At 70.0% G+C, this 17,858-nt stretch carries 8 protein-coding genes and 1 pseudogene; 4 read left to right on the top strand and 5 right to left on the bottom strand.

Annotation, left to right across the window (positions count from 1 at the left end):
• The first annotated feature begins 130 nt into the window (after nt 1-130).
• Nucleotides 131-7,978, top strand: coding sequence for a type VI secretion system Vgr family protein (locus AC6LKG_RS18165; protein ID WP_498166500.1), 7,848 nt, complete (start codon nt 131-133; stop codon nt 7,976-7,978).
• 50 nt (nt 7,979-8,028) lie between these two features.
• Complete coding sequence (locus AC6LKG_RS18160; protein ID WP_498166498.1) at nt 8,029-8,529, top strand: hypothetical protein; 501 nt, start codon at nt 8,029-8,031, stop codon at nt 8,527-8,529.
• A 63-nt stretch (nt 8,530-8,592) separates the two neighbouring features.
• On the opposite strand, the gene AC6LKG_RS18155 is transcribed toward AC6LKG_RS18160, so the two are convergent.
• The 5 genes from AC6LKG_RS18155 to AC6LKG_RS18135 are packed head-to-tail and all read right to left on the bottom strand — an operon-like array spanning nt 8,593 to nt 16,520.
• The gene (locus AC6LKG_RS18155; RefSeq protein WP_498166496.1) at nt 8,593-10,899 is read right to left on the bottom strand and encodes a phospholipase effector Tle1 domain-containing protein; all 2,307 of its coding nucleotides are present in this window, start codon (nt 10,897-10,899) and stop codon (nt 8,593-8,595) included.
• Nucleotides 10,892-11,671, bottom strand: coding sequence for a DUF3304 domain-containing protein (locus AC6LKG_RS18150; protein ID WP_498166493.1), 780 nt, complete (start codon nt 11,669-11,671; stop codon nt 10,892-10,894). The genes AC6LKG_RS18155 and AC6LKG_RS18150 overlap by 8 nt, the downstream gene beginning before the upstream one ends.
• A 53-nt stretch (nt 11,672-11,724) precedes the next feature.
• The gene (locus tag AC6LKG_RS18145) at nt 11,725-12,705 is read right to left on the bottom strand and encodes a DUF4123 domain-containing protein (protein WP_498166491.1); all 981 of its coding nucleotides are present in this window, start codon (nt 12,703-12,705) and stop codon (nt 11,725-11,727) included.
• A 5-nt stretch (nt 12,706-12,710) separates the two neighbouring features.
• Complete coding sequence (locus tag AC6LKG_RS18140; protein ID WP_498166489.1) at nt 12,711-15,623, bottom strand: type VI secretion system Vgr family protein; 2,913 nt, start codon at nt 15,621-15,623, stop codon at nt 12,711-12,713.
• A 57-nt stretch (nt 15,624-15,680) separates the two neighbouring features.
• The gene (locus tag AC6LKG_RS18135) at nt 15,681-16,520 is read right to left on the bottom strand and encodes a hypothetical protein (RefSeq protein ID WP_498166486.1); all 840 of its coding nucleotides are present in this window, start codon (nt 16,518-16,520) and stop codon (nt 15,681-15,683) included.
• A 225-nt stretch (nt 16,521-16,745) separates the two neighbouring features.
• On the opposite strand from AC6LKG_RS18135, the gene AC6LKG_RS18130 reads away from it, so the two are divergent.
• Both AC6LKG_RS18130 and AC6LKG_RS18125 read left to right on the top strand, forming a co-directional pair.
• Nucleotides 16,746-17,597: a M15 family metallopeptidase gene (locus tag AC6LKG_RS18130; protein WP_498166483.1), complete on the top strand. Its 852-nt coding sequence runs from the start codon at nt 16,746-16,748 to the stop codon at nt 17,595-17,597.
• Nucleotides 17,597-17,858, top strand: a pseudogene (locus AC6LKG_RS18125) (hypothetical protein); the annotation flags it as partial. The gene AC6LKG_RS18130 and the pseudogene AC6LKG_RS18125, both read left to right, overlap by 1 nt.

The following is a 17,858-nucleotide window of genomic DNA, read 5'->3' as shown; positions in this document are numbered from 1 at the left end:
CGCGCCGATCACGCCATCCGCGCAATCGGCGCACCGGCAGCATTCCGCGCGGGGCGCGCACGCAAGTTTCCGACCCTTCCGGCGCGCCCCACGTGCCTCCGGCCCCGCCGATCGATTACCGCCCAGTCCTATGAACGCCTTGCCTTCCGACGCCCCGGCCTACTCTTCGCTGAACATCGCCACCCTGTCGCAACAAGCTCGCATGCTGCGCCTGAGCACCGCGCTGGACGCCGAACTGGTGGTCGAGCACATGTGCCTGCGCGAAGGAGTTTCGCGCCTGTTTTCGCTGACGCTCGATTGCCTGGCGGCCAGCGCCGAACTGGACGTGGCGGCCTTGCTCGGCCAGGAGATCAGCGTCAGCCTGCTGCAGGCCGATGGCTCGATGCGGCGCTGGCACGCCGTGGTGGAAGGCGTGGACGCGCTGGGCGCCGACGGCGGGCTGGCGCGCTACCGGCTGCACGCCGCCCCCTGGATGGCGGCGCTGGCCCTGCGCCGCGACAGCTTCGTCTATCAGGACCTGTCGGTGCAGGATATCGTCAGCGAGATCTTTTCGGATTATCCCCAGGCTGCGTTCGCCTTCGAACTCACCGAGGCGCTAAAGCCTCGCCCCCTCTGCACGCAATACCGCGAATCGGACCTGGAGTTCGTGCAGCGCATCCTGGCGGAAGCCGGCCTGTGCTACCGCTTCGAACACCAGCAGGATGAGGGCCAGGGAGATGGCGGCGGCGCGCGCCATCGCGTGGTGATCTTCGACGCCGACGCGGCGCGCCCGCAGGACCCGGCCTCGCCACTGCGTTTCCATCGCAGCGATGCCACGGAAACCCGCGACAGCATCACGCATTTTGCCGCGGCGCAATCGGTGCGCCCGGGCAGCGTGGCGCGCGCGGCCTGGAATGACCGCGCATTGACTGCGCATGCGGCCCAATCGCAATCGCGGGTCCGGGTCGAGGCGCTGCCCGAACTGGAAGACTACGACTACGCCGGCCACGGCCGCTTTGCCGACGACGACGCCGCCGAGCGCAGCGCGGCGCGCTCACTGCGCGCGCACGAGTCGCGGCTGGTGCGCTTCGAGGGAGCCGGCACGGCCCGTTCGCTGGCCCCCGGCCGGATATTCGCCTTGAGCCAGCACGACCGCTACGCGCAAGGCGGCGGCGGGCAGGCCATTGACGAGCTTGCCGACAATCGGTACGTGCTGCTCGAGGTCACGCATGAAGCCACCAACAACCTGGGAGGCAAGGCCGCGCAGGTCCTTGCCTCCCCGGACATGGAGCGCGGCACTTACCGCAACCGGTTCAGCGCGCAGCCCGAAGCGGCGGCGCTGGTGCCGGCCTGGCGCCCGCGCCCAACCGCGCCCGAGGGCCTGGCCGCCGTGGTGGTCAGCGCCAACGATGCACCCATCACCTCCGACCGCGACCTGCGCGTGAAGGTGCAGTTCCCCTGGCAGCGCGGCGAAAAGCCGCTGAGCGGCGGCCTGCCGCACCGCACCCATGGCGACAGCAGCGGCAACGCGCCCGGCGACGACCGCTCCGGCACCTGGCTGCGCGTGGTCAGCGCCCAGGCGGGACCGAACTGGGGCGCCCATCATCTGCCGCGCGGCGGCACCGAAGTCATCGTCGAGTTCCTCGACGGCGATATCGACCAGCCTGTCGTCGCGGGCCAGCTCTACAACGACGCCGACCTGCCGCCCTGGTCCGCCGGCGAGGATGGCGAAGCCAATCACGCGGGAGTGTTGAGCGGCTGGCATAGCCAGGGGCTGGATGGAGCGGGCCGCAATCAATGGCTCTTTGACGACACCAAGGGCAAGCTGCGCACGCGCCTGGCCAGCTCCACCGCGTCCACACAACTGGGCCTGGGTTATCTGGTGGAGCAGGGCCTGGACGACGCCAGCCGGGGGGCGTGGCGCGGCACGGGTTTCGAACTGCGCTCGGACGCCTGGGCGGTCGCGCGCTCGGGCCAGGGCATGCTGGTGTCGGCCACGGCACGCGAACAAGGCAAGTCGACACAGGCCGACGCCCAGGAGGCACTGCTGCTGCTGCGCGGCGCGCAGGATGCCTCGCGCCGGCTCAACGACAGCGCCGGCCAGCATCAGGCCCGCCCCCTGGCCGCCGCCGCGGGCTACGACGCACTCATCCAGGCCCTCGACCCGGAACAGGACGGCCGCTATGCGCCCCAAGTCAATGGCCAGGCCGCGGGCAAGGCCGTCAACGGCCAACGCTCGGCCGCGGCCCCCATCGAACGCATCAACGGCCCGCACCTGCTGGTGGACGCCCCGAATTCGCTGAACCTGGCCACGCCGGCCAGCGCCGTGCTGCATGCGGGCGAGCATCTGCACGCCACCGCGCAATCCGATGCGCATGTGGCCGCCACGCAGACGTACGCCGCTGTCTCGGCCCGGTCCGCGAGCGTGTTCGCGCAACAAGGGCCGATCCGCGCAATCTCGGCGCAGGCGCCCGTATCGCTGCATGCGCACACCGATATCCTGGAAGCGCTGGCGGGGCAGGACATCACCGTGACGTCATCGGCCGAGGGCATCGAAATCCTGGGTAATCAACGCGTCACCCTGCAGGCGGCGGGTGGCAGCGTGACGCTGGATGGCGCGGACATCGTGTTCAAGGGCCCCGGCCTGTTTTCGGTCAAGGGCGCGACGCACAACTTCGTCGGCCCCGGCAGTGACGCCGCCAGCCTGCCGGCCCTACCCAGCACCACCGTCGATGATCCGCTCATCGTGAGCGCGGAATTGGTGCACAAGGACGGCGCCTTCGCCACGGCCGCCAAGAAAGCCGGGGCCAGCCTGATGGCGGGCTTCAGCGGCGCAACCGGCGCCCTGGGCGATATCGTGCCGGATGGCCTGGGCGAGACCGCCGCCGGCAAGCTGTCGCAACTGGCTGGCCAGGCGAATGCGCTGGCCGGCCTGGCGAAGAATCCGATGAACGCGCTGTCGGCTGCCCCCGGCCTGCTGGGCGAGGCCAGTCCTGCTGCCAGCGGCCTGCTGGCCAAGGCCAGGAACACCATGGGCCTGGTGTCGCAAGCGCAGGCGATGGCCGCGAATCCGATGTCGGCGCTGCCGGCGGCCCAAGGCCTGCTTGGCACGATGGCGCCCGGCGCGAGCGGCATGCTGGACGGCGCCGCCTCCACCGCGGGCGCCGTTGCCAAGGCGGCCGCGCTCATCGAGAACCCGATGTCCGCGCTGCCAGCCACCACCGACATGCTGGCCGCGGCCGCGCCAGAAGGCGCGTCCTCGATGATCAGCGGCGCGGCAGGGCTGGCGGGTATGGATGCGGCAACCGCTGGCGCAGGCACCGCCATGGGCGCGGATACCGCGACGCGCGCCGGAGCCGCCGCTCCAGCGGCAGGTGCCTCTCCCGCCGCCGTTGGCTCTTCCGCTGCCGTTGGCTCTTCCGCTGCCGTTGGCTCTTCCGCCGCCGTTGGCTCTTCCGCCGCCGTTGGCTCTTCCGCCGCCTCCACCGACGCCGATGCCGGCGCCGGCGCCAACGCCAACGCTGGCGCCGGCACCGGCACCGCTACCGCAACCGGCGCGGGCACGAACGGCGCGCCGGGCAACGCGACGACCGCCACGGCGACTGCCGCCGCGGCTGCCGCACCCGCACCGACGCCTGCCCAGGCTTCGGCAACGGCGTTCGCCGCCGCGCCGGCAACGGCTTCCGACGCCACGGCGCCTTCGGCTCTCCCGGCAGCAAGCGCCACGGCCTTCGCGACACCCGCCACGACGCCGCTGCAGGCAGCCATGACGCCTTCCTCCTCCATCCCGGCCTCGGCGGCGGCGGACACCGCCTTCGGCGGCGCAAGCGCCGGCCCCACCGCCGCCACAGCCGCCACAACATCCAGCGCGGGCGAATCTGCCTTCGCCGCCGTGGGCGCGGCATCGGCAGGCGCTGCCGGCACCCCGCCGGCAGGCGCCGGCGCGGGCCTGGCCGCTGGCGCGCTGGCGGCCGGCACTGAAGCGAACCTCTCTTCGGATGCCAGCGCCACCCTGGCGGGCGCTGGCCTGCCCCCCTCGGGGCCTGGCCTCCACAACGCCGCGGAGGTTCTCGCTGATGCCAACGGCGGCATGGACCTGGCCTCGGCAACCGCGGGCGCCCGTACCCCGGCGGAGCTGGTCTGGGCAACGGATGGCGACGTTTCGCAGGCGGCATCCATGATCGATTCCAGCAGCGACGCGGCCCAGGCCGGGCTCGCCCCGGAGGCGCCCGCGAGCGGCGGCGCATTCGCGGCGAACGCCGCGAGCCTGGCTCCGGCCGCGCTCATCGCCACCGCCAATCCGGCGACCGGCATGCTCGCCGCGCCCTCGCCCCCTATCGATCCCGCTGCCGCGCCGGACTCCGCCGCCGCTGGCGCCGGGCTCCCCACAGCCCGCCTCGAAGGCGCCACCTCGCGCGCTGCGGACCACGCCGGTGCGCCGGGAGCGGCGGCCGGCATGCTGACCGCCGCCATGGCAGCCAGCGGCCCCGTGCGCGCGCGCGCCGCAGACGACGGCGACGGCACCGCTGGCAAGCGCGACGCTGCTGCGGGTACCGCCCACGCCCACGGCGCCTCGGGCGGACCGGCCACCCCGGCCGCGCGCACCGCGCCCGGCGTCGCCACGAGCATGACCGCCGACACGCAGGCGGGCACGTCACCCGCCTCGGCCACCGCCGCCTTCGCCACGCCGGCACCAGGCGCCACGCCGGCGGCCTTCGCCCTCTCCGCCAGCGCGACGCCAGCCGCTGTCGCCGCACACGCCGGCGCCATCCCGCCCGCCCACGCGCCCACAGCCGGATCGGGGCAGGCCCGGCAAACCACGCAGGCCGCGCTGCAACGGTTCACCGCCGATCATCCCCCCGCTCATGCCCACGCGCCGGCTTCGCCGGCCGCCGGCCAGCCCACCCGCCAAGACGCCGCCGGGTCCGCGCCGACTGCCAACGACCGGCCACACAACCCCGCCCGCCATGCGCAACATGCGGCATCGGAAAGCGCTGTCCGGCCGCCCGCGGCCACGGCGCCGGACGCGGCATTGCTCGCATCGCTCGCCGTGGGCGCGAGCGGCCTGCTCGGCGCCACGGTATCGGCCGCCAGCGAAGCGGGACAATGGGCAAGCGCCACCCCGACGCCCGCTGGCGGCTTGCCTGGCGCCGCGGACCCGGCAGCCCTCTCCGCACCGTCAGGCGCCGCTGCGCACGGCGTCGTGAGCAGCGGCTTCCCGCCTGCCGCCATGGCGCAAGGCGAAACGGTCCCTCCCCTCTCCGCCGCCATGCCGCAAGGCGAGGCGTCACTCCCCCTCTCCGCCGCCGTACCGCAAGGCGAGGCGTCACTCCCCCTCTCCACCGCCGTACCGCAAGGCGAGGCGTCAGCCGCCCTGTCCGCTCCCGACGCGAAGGTGCTGGGCGCTTCCGCGATCCCCGCGCCGGACGCCACGCCCGGCGGGGGCTCGCCCGCCCTCGGCGCCCCTGACGCGCAGGCCGGCGCCGCGCCGTCGCTGGCGGAAGCCTCGGTGCAAACGCCGGGCTTCGTGCCCGGTTCCGGCGCGTCGGCCCTGCCGCAAGGCGCGGGACTGCCCGGCGCGCAATCGACGCCTGCCGCCGGCATCACGGGCATTGGCGGCGGTGCCGCCGCCGGAGTCGCCGGCAATGCCGCGACGTCGGGCGGCAACGCGACGGCAGGCGCGGCGCCGACCATGGCATCCGCGCCAGGCACGGACGCCGGCGCGACGACAGGCCTGGGCGCGGCCAGCGCTGGCGCGGGAGCCGGGCTCGAAGGCAGCGCCGCCGTCGCGGCCAATCCCGCGGCGAGTACCGCGCGCGCGGCCGGCGGCGCCTCGCCGGTAAGCGCCACTGCCGTGGCCTCCGGCGCTTCGATCCCCGCGTCTCCAGCCGCAGCCACGGACACCGCCAGCGCCGCCTCCCCCGCCGCCAGTCCCGATACCGTCCTCGGCAGCACCACGGCGCGCGCGGCCGGCATGAGCGCCAGCGCGCCGGCCAAGAGCGCCACCGACCTGTCCGCCACGAGCGGCGCGAGCGCGGTGGCCAGCACGGGCGCGGCTGGCAGCGCCAGTGCCATCGCCGGCACCGCCACGGCCAGCGGTGCCGTGGCCGCTGGCGGCGGCCTCACCACCGTTGCGCAACAGGCCAGCGCCGCTTCCACGGCCATGAGCGGCGCATCGACGTTCCTGTCCGGCGGCGTCAGTGCCAACGTGGGCGCGGCCATCGTGCCCGTCATGACGCAGGCGCTGAACAGCGCCGGAGACCGGGCCGCCGCCCTGGGGTCCGCCGTCGACACCCTGTTCACGCTGCCCGACGTCAAGCAGGCCAACATCCCGGCCGTGGCCGGCGCCATCCTCAGCATGCCCGGGCTGTCCTCTTCCGCGGTGCCGGGCGTGGTCGGCGCCATCCTGCAATCGCCCACCCTGGCCACCGAAACACTGCCCAAGGTGGCCGAGGTGCTGATGAAGATTCCGGGCGTGGCCGATTCGCCCCTGCCGCAGATCGCCCGCGATGTCCTGGACACCATCGGCCTGGGCCCCGTGGCGCGCACGCAGGGCACCAACCTGCCTGGCGGTGCGCCCTCGGCCGGCGAGGCCGGCCGGGTCGTGCCCGGCGTCTCGACCTATCGCGGCCGCCAGGACGGCGCGCGACTGCAATACGTCAACCTGGAACGCGCCGAAGAACGCTGGAACGACGGCAACGTCCTCACCACCACCGAGCGCCAAACCCGCCGCCCGCGCATCCACGTGGAATTCAACCGTCCCGGCGCGCACCGGTTCACCATCACCGTCAAGGCCGACCCCGGCAACATCGCCTACTCCGGCCGCGAGCGCGGCCGCCGCGCCAGCTACCAGGAGCCGCACGCCAATCCGCGCAGCTACGTCACGGATGCGGACGGCACCCGCATCGTCGACGACATCGCCCTGCCCGCCGCCGGCCGCAATGTCTACCTGTTCGAGGTGCGCGACGAACGCGGCCAGCTCATCAAGACCGAGCGCGTCGAAACCGCGCGTCGCCTGTACATCCAGGAAGTCATGTGCATGAGCGCGCGTCCGGCGGGCCACCTGGCCGACGTCACCCCGGTCACGGCGGAGTTCGCGCTGCACGGCATCGACATGATTCAACTGCCGCGCCTGCAATTCCGTGGCCGCTCGGCGGTCGACGCGGCCGACAGCGCCGCCTCTCAGCAAGCCATCATGGACGCCGTGCGCCGCGTGTATGCCAATTCCCCCGGCAAGCAGCGCGAGCCCTACACCCTGGTGGTGTGCCACGTCGACCGACTGGCCGCCCCCGGCACCAGCGGCGACATGCGCCTGCCCGTGCCCGCCGGGCCGGGCGGGCGCGTCATGACCGTCCCCATCCTCAACGAAGACCGCACGTATGCCAGCCTCTGGTACGAATTCGACGACAGCGACGACTGGTTGGTGCATGCCCGCTACATCCATACGGACGCCTCGGGCGTGGAGCGGTCGATCCCGATTCCGCGCCACCTGATGACGCCGGTTCGCGACAGCTCCGGCGCCGTCTTCTCCGTCACCGTCGACCTGACGCAGATTTCGCCCACGCCCTTGCGCGGCATACTCAATATCCAGTTCAACACCGTGGCCGCGAGCTACGCCGGCCTGGCCATCACGGGCACCAACCTGCTGTTCGTGTCCACGCTGGACCCTTACGAACCCAACTCGCAGGCCTACCTGACGGAAACGCTGGCGCACGAAATGGGCCACCTGCTCGGCATGGTGCCCAGCGGCCCCGATTGGCCCGGACTGCGCAACGAAGACCCTTCGGCCGACGATTCCAAACTGGACCCGCCCTCGCACTTCTACTACAACATGGGAGGCCACTGCCACTTTGGCCTGCCCGACCAGAATGGCGAATACAGCGACGAGATCGGGCAATGCGTGATGTACGGCATCACCTGCGCCAACATCCACTTCTGCCCGAGCTGCAGCAAAGCCGTGCGCAAGGTGGACTGCTCCGAAGGCTGGACTTCATTCTGATGCCGTCACTCCCGCTACCGCAGCGCCTCGCCGCCTGACACGATAACGACATGCCCATCATGACTACCGACTGGATCGAACCCGCCACCTTCGCCTCGGTGCCCTCGCATTCGCAGCAAGAGCACGCCTGCATGCCGCCGCTGCAAGGCTATGACGCGCAGATGCGCATCGCCGCGCCTTCCCGTGTGAAGATCCGCGACGGCAATACCCTGACGATTCCCATCTGCGCGCGCGGCATCCTGCCCGCGGTCGACAACCCGCAACTGCCGCGCTTCGTGGCGGTGGATACGCGCAGCGGCAAGGTCTATCGCGGCATCGCGTTCAACTACGCGCGCCCCAAGCTGCCCAACGTTGCCGTCGATCCCAGCAACGGCCCAAAACCGCCCAGGATCGCGCTGCCTCCCGGCATGACGGTCGAAACGCGCTTCACCACCGACATGGCCGGCGTGCTGCGCCTGCCGGCCACGCCGGCCACGTACGAGGTCTACATCGAGGCCGAGGACGTGAAATCGAATACGGTGACCATCGAGGTCGAGAGCGGCCCCGGCTAAGACGCCGACCAAGCAAAAGCGGCCCCGGTGACCGGGGCCGCAATCCTCGCCGCCGTGCCGCGCTCAGGGCCGCGCCGGGGTCATCTGCCGCAGGTTCTGCTCAGTGCGCGCGGCCTGCTCCTCCATCCTCTCGGCGGTGCGCATGTCCCTGGCGCGCTGTTCCATTTCGCCCTTGGTATCGGTCTTGGCGAACACGTCCTTGTCGCGTACGCGGAAATACAGGGTGGTGCTGGCCAGCAGATGGTCAGGCCAACTGCTCAGCATGGCATCGTGCACCAGCCAGTCGAACAGCGTCATGACCTTGGCCGGCAACTGCGTCTTGCCATCGCGCGCCTCGCGCCAGGCCGTCAGCAGGCGCTGCTGCAGCGCGCGCTCGGCCTTCATGTCGGCCAGCGGATCCGCCCGCTTTTCAGGCGTGCCGCCGCCACGCCGGATCATCTCATCGCGCATGGCCTCGCGGTCGCGCCGGTCCTGTTCCATCTGTTCCATGCTGCGCAGGACCTGCGGGTGATTGCGCTCCAGGTCCTGGCGCCGCTGTTCGGTCGCCGCGTCCTGGCGCTCGCTGTCTTCCAGGTGCTTGTATTCCGCCTCCAGGCGCTCCCACAGCGGCTTGAACCGCTGCGGCGGCGCCTCGCCCCGGCTGGCGTCGGCGCGTTCGCGGCGCTCCTTGACAAGCGCTTCCAGTTCGCGTGCGCGCGCCGTGGTCTCGGGCTTGGCCAGTTCCTCCGACGACAGCATCGACAGGCGGCGCTGCTCCTGCATCAGCTCCTGTTCCGGGGTGAAGAAATCGCGGTCCTGTATCCATTTCTCGGCCGGATCGGACAGGCCGGCGCGAAACACCGGGTCCTGGTAGCGCACCGCCAGCCAGCGCAGGAACACCTCCATGTGCGGCGCGAAATCGCAGCCTGGCTCGTACTTGACCAGTTCGCGATAGGCGGCCACCAGCTCCTGCACATAGTGCTTCTGGCCTTCGGCCTCGATCGGGCTGGCCAGCGACAGCAGGCTGTAGGCCGTGATGTTGCTCTCGTACAGCGACTCCATGCAATGGATCGCGGCTCCCTGGGCGATCGCCAGGTTCATCATCTCACGCAGCGGCACGCGCGACAGCGAGGCCCGCGTCCCGAGCGACCCCTGCGGCGCCACGCCCGTCACATCGCCACTCGAACCGGGATACAGATACTGCAGGCCGCGCGTCTTTTCCAGCGAATCCATCCGCTGGTTGCGGCGCAGTTCATGCGCGGCCGCGAAGTGCACCGCCTTTTCCACCGCCGCGGGCACCGTCAGCGTGCGGTCCTTGTGGCTTTGCTTGATCAGGTCGGTAACCGGCAGGAACCCCAGGAAGGTGTTCTCGTCCATGATCGAGGCCACCGAATCGAACAGCCCCAGGAAGCGGACGCGGATCTGCGCATTCGGCGCGCCGTCCTTCCCCGGAATCGCCAGGTCCTGGTCATGGCGGCGCTTGTACTTCTTGACGATATCGTTGACGAACTGCTTGGCGATGACGCCACCCCGGTCGCCGCCGAACACGGATATTTCGATCCGCACGACCTTTTCCGTACCGGCATTGGCCTGCTCGTAGGCCTGCTCGAACTGGCGCTTGGCGGCCTCCAGCCGCGTGTCCACGCCGGTTCCCATCAGGTAGGCCACAGTCTCGTTGTCCCGCACCACCGGCACGCCCTCCAGCAGCGTGGCCTTGGCGGCGTTCTTGGCCACGGTCCAGGCGACTTTCAGCGGATTTTTCTTGAAGTCCGACCAGAACCCGCGCACCGTGGCCCGCGCGCGGTTGCCCAGCCGTTCCGGATCCATCGCGTTCCAGATCCGCACCGTCTTCTCGGGCAGGCTCTTGACGTCCTTGATGACGTCTTTGTATGCCTTCACCATCGGCTGGTAGGAACCATCCTTGATCGACTGTTTGGTGGCCTTCTTCAGCCGCCCCGTGCCATCCATGTCCGGCACTTCGTCCAGCCGCGTAATGTTCTTCGCCGCGTCCTTCACGCTGGACACCGCCTTGTCGGCCATCTGCCCGCCCGCGATCGCCATGGCGTTGATGATCACATCCCGCTTGGCGTCCTCGTTCAGTTCCACGCCGATGCCGGAATAATAGAAGCGCAGCCAATGCTGCTTCTTCGGCCGGTCGCGGTCAGCCTCGGAGAAGTGCGCCATCCACAGCCGGCTGACGTTCGACAGGAAAGTGGGGTTGGCTTCATCCAGATCCTTGTTCCGGCCGAAGCCGTCGAAAAAGAACCCCATGCGCAGCGTCAACCCGCACTCGGTGCAGGAATCCTTGGGATAGGCAGCCGCATTCTCGGCCATTGCCTTCAACACCGACGCGGGCGTGCGGTCCTGCTCTGGCACTTGCAGTTCAGACATTCTTGTCTCCGGGCGCGCTTCCCGCCGCCTTGATTTGCGCAATCCTGTCCTTGGACAGCCCGGCCACCGCGCGGCCAAAGTCGCCAGGCTTGCGCTTGTCGTCCTTCAACAGGGCGGCCAGCGCCGCATCCTTGTCGAAATCCGACGCGACAACGAAATACAGATACATGTAGGCGCGCATGTCCTCGCCATTCTCGATGCGATAACGCGTCCAGGCCTGCTTGGCGACCTTGCCCAGCACATTGCCGACTTCATGGATGCTGCGGTAGGCGCCGAGCGCATCGCGATGGTTTTCATAGAGCCAGCGCGTGGTGTCGACGATCGGAATCCGCACCTGTCCGAACAGCTTGCGGCTCAATGCCAGTTCCATGTGCTCGTCGGGATAGATATGCAGTTCCAGGATCACCGGGCCTTCGCCGTCCGGCACTTTCGTGGCGGGAAAGTGCACCTTGGTTTCCTTGTTGAACACGACCTCGTCGAGCTTGCCGTCGAACAGGTGCTTGCGCATCTCGTCCACGTCGCCGCCGCGCCACCTGACGGTGAATTCGGTGCCCTTGAGGGTGTAGCAGCACGTCACGCTGCCCTCGCCTCCGCCGGAGGCAATGGCCGACGTGCCGGCGGCGCCCCCCGACGCGTCAACCAGGCGTACCGAGGACAGCTCCCACGGCGTGTAGTTGTACGCAACGAAACTGACCCCCTGATAGGTGGGTTCGCCATTGCAGCCCGCCAACAGGCCCAGCCATATCAGCACGCCGATCAAGCCTTTACGCATACCTTGCTCCCGAATTTTCCTGCCACACGCCATCTCGTTGCCGCGACGGTTCTTCACGCATCGCCGATCTCCTGGCCGGCGCGCTGCCGCGCCTGCACCTCGTCCCATACCGCGTCCGGCACATCTTGCAGCGCCTTGGCCAGCGCGCCGTCGGCGCCCGGCCGATAGCCGCGCAGGCATTCCCGGATCCGCGCGTGCTCGTCAAAGCGCGGCGAAATCGACACGCCCCACGCAACATAGTCGAACGTGTCCTTGTCGCCCGCCACGCCATGCGCCCGCGCGCGCTCCAACTGTTCCTGCACGCGCGGCACCAGCGCATCCTGGTCGGGATTTCCCGGCAACAGGCCCGGATACAGGCGGCGCAACTGCACCGCCAATTTGTCGGGGTAATCCAGATCGAACAGCATCTGGTGCTGTTCGGGCGTGAAGCGCTCGATGCCTGGCGCGCGCGCCGCGGGCAGCCGGCCCATGCCAGCCAGTTCGGCCAGCGAGCCATCGCGCAGTGCATAGCGCAGCGTGACCACGGGCGCCACGAACCGCGCGCGCTGCTCCGGACTCCAGACCTGCAGCGCGCGCGCCAGGATACGGCTGTCATACCAATGCAGGAAGAACTCGCTGGCGTCCGGCAGTGCGTAGTCGCAGAACGGGCCGAAGTGCGCGATCAGCTTTTCCAGCGGAACCGCCGACGCAAAGCACAGCATCGCGTAGCGGCCGCCTGCGCGCTCGTGCAGCGCTTCCAGCACGCGCACCAGCACGGTGTTGAAGCCGGCGTAGCGCGGTCCCCGCAATACCCCCTGCGACGCGCCATCGATTTCGATCAGCAGGGGCGCCACGTCGGCGTAGATGTCCAGCCCGGTCTGCCCCCAGATCGAACCGAAACTCAAGTCCTGCGTGGCGCGGATGCGCGCCAGCAGATCGGGGTGCCCGCGGAAGTCAATGATCGCGTAGGCGCGCGCGGCTTCGCCGTGGGGGCCGCGATGATGCGGCAATTCCGCGAAGGTGGACAGCAGCGCGTCCTGCCAGGAATAAGGCATCGCCGTCACGCCTTGTCGGTGATGGACTGCACGCTCTCCTGGGCGTCCAGAATGCAGGTCTTGCAGACGGTGAACTGCGGGAACGGGTAAGGCATCTGCGTCGGCCCGGCGAATTGCTTGTTGCCGGTCTTGACATCGATGCGGCCTGGCGCCGTCACGGTGATGTTGCCGCCTTCGATCACGATGCTGGCGCCCGCCGCGTTCGCGATGCGGATGCGCTGGGGCGAGGCGTATTCGATGCCGGCATTGGCGCTGACCATGCGCAGATCCTGCCACGCCTGCACGGTCAACACGTCATGTTGCGAGATGACATCGATCTCGCCGCCGCCGGCGATGAGATCCAGCCCGGATTCCGCGCCTCCTTTCTGCACCCCCGCCACGATGCCCAGCGCCTGGCCCGTATGCACGCGCAACGCGCCGATGACGGCCAGGTTGTGGTCCTGCCCCGCAGACCAGTGCACCAGTTCGCCGGCCGCGACCTGCACGTTGCGCCCCGCCGCCTGCGTCAGGCCCGCTCGGCCCGCCATCAACACCAGCGGATCGGTCAGGTGCGGCACCTTGCCGTCGGCCACCTCGGTATGCTTGGCCGACGCATCGCCGACCGCGCCGCCCACCGCCTCGCCCGCCACGGTGCCAGAAACCGCACGCGTCATGGCGGCCAATGGCGGGTGTTCGCCATCTAGCCGGCTCGCGCCCGCCGCGGCGGTGCCGCGCGCCGAGGCCAGCCGCACGCCCTGGTGCGCGCCGACCACCCCATCGAACGACTGCGCCATGATGTCGGCCTGGCCGGCCAGCGCCAGCGGCGCGGCCGCGTCGCCCGCGGGCTCGCTGCCGCTGGCGGCATACGTGGTGAGCAGCACGCCGCCCCCGCCGCGCACGGCGCCGAACGCGTCGGTGCGCAGTTCGGCGCCCACGCCTCGCACATTGCCGCGATAGTTGCCGCTCTGGTGGATCAGGTGTCCCAGATTCAATTCGCTGGCGGCCTGCGTCGACTTGATCTGCATGCGCAACTGGCCGTCGCTGTCGTCGAACACGATCTGGTTATGGCCGTCGCCGCCGAATTCCTTGCTCTTGAAACCGCTCAGGGCGGCCGCGTTGCGATGCTGGTCGTCACCGGCCGCCGCGCCGTGCCAAGCGGGCGCATTGCCGCTGGCCAGATTGGCCTGCGCGCTGGGTTTGCCATCGGAGGCAGCCGCATACACCTCGGTATTCATCGGCTCGCCCGCCCTGCCACCGGGCGTGGACGGAATCCCGCCTTCGCCGCGCCCGTTGTAGAGCGCGCCGACAACCAGGGGCTGGTCGATGTCTTCATCCAGGAATCGCACCAGCACTTCCTGGCCGATGCGCGGCACGAAACTCATCCCCATGCCGGCGCCCGCCTGGCGCTGCGCCACCCGCACCCAGCGGCTTGGAGCCAGCCCCTCGCCTGTCGATTGCCAATGAAAGCGCACCCGCACATCGCCCCGCGCATTGCGGTGGATCTCGTCCTCGCCGCTGGCCTCGGTGGCGCCTTCGGCATTGGTGACGATGGCCGTGTGAACGCCCACGGCAGACGGCGCGCCCGCCAGCCTGGCGCCGCGCGCGGCCGGCGGCAGCGCGCGCCAGGGACGATCGCAGCGCAGCGCGCGGAAGCGGTTGGCATAGCCGATGTCGTGCGCGCGCGCCAGCACGGCCGCATCCGGGCGCCGCGCGTCGAATGCGGCCCCATCGTCGTCCCGCGATCGCGCCAGGTCTGGACCGTCCTGCGCTTCGTCTGCGTCGCGCGATGCGTCCTCGTCTTCGAAGCAGAGAAAATCATCCAGCGCGCCCAACCGTTGCGCCAGGCTGGCGTCGTTCTGCCCGGGCAGATTGTTGACACCCACATGCTCCACGCGATCCAGCGCGAAGACGGGTTCAAACCCCGGCTCGCCCGCCGGCCCCAACGGCGACATATCCCGCAACGTGAAGCGCGTACCCGAACGGAACGTGCGCACATTGCCACGCCCGATAAAGGTCTCGGCGCTGGCCTGCACCGCCTGCATCAGCAGGTTGGCCTGGAACTGGGCATGCGCCTGGTTCAGCAGCCCGCCCTGCCCCAGCGGCTCGAACCACTCCAGCCCCGCGCTCTCGTCATCGGCGCCACTGGCGGGACCGGCCAAAGCCTGGCCGGTGATGGCGTACTTGCCGCTCTCGTGCCAGGCCAGCACCGTCACCCGTTCCACGGTCCGGCGGCGCCGGCGCGCAATGGCCTGCACGCCATCGCGCGATTCGCTGGCATGGGCACGCTGGAAGCGCACGCCCGCGCCCGCCGACTCGGCGTCCTCGGCCAGGCCGCGGCTGTCGGCAAAGATCAGCACGGCGTGGCGCGCCGGAGCGCTGTCGTCTTCGACCGTGGTCCAGCCCAGCCCGGCTTCCGCGAGCAGGCGCGACAGGAAGGCGTAATCGGTTTCGCGATACTGCGTGGTGTAGGCCCGCGCGGGCAGTCCGGCCAGGTGGTCCTCGACGTCAGGGGACACTTTGTAGGTATAGCCCTCGTAGCCGTCCAGCACGTGGCGCACGATGTCCAGCACGGACTGGTTTTCGTAGATGCGGCTGTCGCGCCGCTGCGTGGCGAGCCACAGCCATGGCGCCAGCGTCAGGCGGTAGCGTGCCATGCCCGCATTGCCGCCCAGCATTTCGGCCGCGCGCACCACGCCGCTGCGGCCGGCCTCGCTGCCATCGGCGCGCGTGGTCCACAGGGTGGCGGGGCGCGACACCATGTCGTTCAGATCCAGCGCGGCGTCTTCGGCCAGCGCCACCACCCGCATCTCGCCCAGCGTGGACAGGCCCTCGCGCGCCACCCAGCCTTCGACCTGCAGAGTCGACAGCGCGCCCTCGCCATCGAGGCGGTAGAGACGGGACTCGGCGCTGAAACTGCCGTTGCTAGCGTTGACAGCCATGGAACAAAAACCTCGTGCGGACGTGAGCATTGCCGGCCACTGCCGGCCGGAAAAAGTTCAGGGTTCGATGTTGGCCTGCGGTGTCGGGCATTCCACCGCGGTGCCCCATTGGCCCGCGCACACGCGCAGGCGGCATTGCTCGCTCTCGATGAAACTCAGGCGGCGGCATTCCTTCAGCCGCTCGGACAAGGGCGAGCCCGGCATCTCGCGCATGAAGATGCCCTCCGATTTGTACACGCGCGTGCCGGGCGGCGACGCGGGCGGCAGGCCATAACTCATCAACGCCGACAACAGCGCGGCATCGGTATCGGCGGGCTTGGCGCTCTTGCGCGGCCCGGCGGCGGGCTTGGCCGCGCGCGACGCATTCGCCGCTTGCGCGGCCTGGCGCGTGGGGCCGGGCGGCGCCGGCGCCGCGGCCGCCACCGGCGGCGTCATGGCCAGCACGGACAGGGGATTGGTCGGCTCGCGCGCCGGCTCGGGTTCGCCACGGCCCACATCCGCATCGCGCGCGGGCGGCGCCTCGTCGATGATGGACGCCACCGAGGGCGGCGCGATCAGGGCGCCGAGCGGATTGTCGCCAGCGGCCGCCGGCGCGAGCTCCGCCCGCGGCAACGACGCGCCAGCCGAAGCGCTAGCGGCCGGCGCGGGCGCGGCAGCGGGCGCCAGCGCCACCATGGGCGCCGCGCCTTCGTCGTGGATCACCCAGGTGATACCCCCCGCCAGCAACGCCAGCACCAATGCCAGCGCCGTCCAGCGCCGCGCTCGCGAAGCGCGCGGCGTTGCCATGTGTTTGACCTCGGCTTCCGGCGCGCGTCCTTCCAGCGCGGCCAGGATGCGCGACGAGTCGGCCTCGCCACGCGCGGCCGGAGAGGCGCTGAGCAGACTCGGCGCGGTCATCGTAGGGCGAGCTTTTTCTTTCTCTTCTGCCATGCGGATTCCCGTGTCAGCAGGAGGCGTGTGCAGCCCCCCTGTAACCAAGCCCGACGAGAATACCCGATAGGCTTATCTCGATCATTGCTCCTTGTTACGATTCCTAAGGGTCGGACGCTGTTTGCAACGCCGGATCGCTTGCCTCATGCGCGAATAGAACAAAAGATTACGCCTTCACATGAGGGACCTACTTTGCTGTTACTGCTGCCTCTGTATTTTTTACTGGCGGTGGGCGTCTCCGCTCTCCTGTTTTTCCCGGCTCTGCGCCAAGGCGCGGTCCGGGGTGTGCGCGCGTGCGTAGCGGGCGTGGCAAGGGGCGCGACGCGTGGCGCGAGCCAGGCTGGCGGCGCGGTCGGCGGCACCGCCGGCGCGATTGGCAAGAGGGTCGGCGCATCGTTGGACTGGGTCGGAAGGTATCGCTGGCAGGTGGCGATCGGGCTGGCAGTTGTGTCGCTTCCGTCACTTTTTGCTTTCGTCATGCGACACAATCACACATTCGTTTACAGCACCCAGACCACCGGTCCGGACCGCCGGATCCAGGCCCTGCTGGAGGGCGAACGGCTGGCGCCACCCCCGGCCCTGCCGCCCGAAGCCTTCACCACGCGCGAGGTCGAATTGGTGCGTCCGAAGCTGGGCGGCGCGAGCCGCAACTGGGATCTGCTGGATGCCGATTTCCGCCAGCGGCTGCTGCTGGCCTATCGCATCATGCGGGAACAGCACGGCTACGAAATGGCGCTGATCGAAGGCTATCGCAGCCCCGAGCGCCAGGAAGGACTGGCGGGCCTGGGATCGCACGTGACGAACGCCGGCGCCTTCCAGAGCTACCACCAGTTTGGCCTGGCCGCGGACAGCGCGTTCTATCGCGACGGCAAGATCGTGATCTCCGAAAAGGATCCGTGGGCCATGCGCGGCTATGAACTGTTCGGCCAGACGGCCGAACTGGTCGGCCTGACCTGGGGCGGTCGCTGGAAGATGATGGACTTCGGCCACGTGGAACTGCGCCGGCCGGGCGTCATGCAACGCGCGCGGGAGGCCACGCAATAATGGTTCGCGTGCTCAAGAAAGGGCTGCTGGTCCTGGCCTTGTTCGCCGTGGTGTGGCTGGCCGTCATCATCTGGTGGCAGGAATCCCGCACACTACCCACCGGCGTCGACATCGGGCTATATCTGTTCGCCTTGCCGCTGGCGATCCTGGCCGCCTTCTGGCTCGGGGCGCGCGTGGTGCGCGCCGCCCGCGCGCCCAAGGCCGCGCCCGCACCGGACCAGGCGCCGGCGCTGGCCGACGCGCCGGCCCGCCCGGCCGAAC

The organism is Achromobacter sp. 46006, assembly GCF_059761975.1.
The sequence above is the reverse complement of the archived record's forward strand: the minus strand, read 5'-3'. Positions and strand labels throughout refer to the sequence as shown.

Coding starts and splice junctions, on each gene's coding strand:
- AC6LKG_RS18165 (WP_498166500.1), top strand. CDS start 131: ATGAACGCCTTGCCTTCCGACGCCCCGGCCTACTCTTCGCTGAACATC.
- AC6LKG_RS18160 (WP_498166498.1), top strand. CDS start 8,029: ATGCCCATCATGACTACCGACTGGATCGAACCCGCCACCTTCGCCTCG.
- AC6LKG_RS18155 (WP_498166496.1), bottom strand. CDS start 10,899: ATGTCTGAACTGCAAGTGCCAGAGCAGGACCGCACGCCCGCGTCGGTG.
- AC6LKG_RS18150 (WP_498166493.1), bottom strand. CDS start 11,671: ATGCGTAAAGGCTTGATCGGCGTGCTGATATGGCTGGGCCTGTTGGCG.
- AC6LKG_RS18145 (WP_498166491.1), bottom strand. CDS start 12,705: ATGCCTTATTCCTGGCAGGACGCGCTGCTGTCCACCTTCGCGGAATTG.
- AC6LKG_RS18140 (WP_498166489.1), bottom strand. CDS start 15,623: ATGGCTGTCAACGCTAGCAACGGCAGTTTCAGCGCCGAGTCCCGTCTC.
- AC6LKG_RS18135 (WP_498166486.1), bottom strand. CDS start 16,520: ATGACCGCGCCGAGTCTGCTCAGCGCCTCTCCGGCCGCGCGTGGCGAG.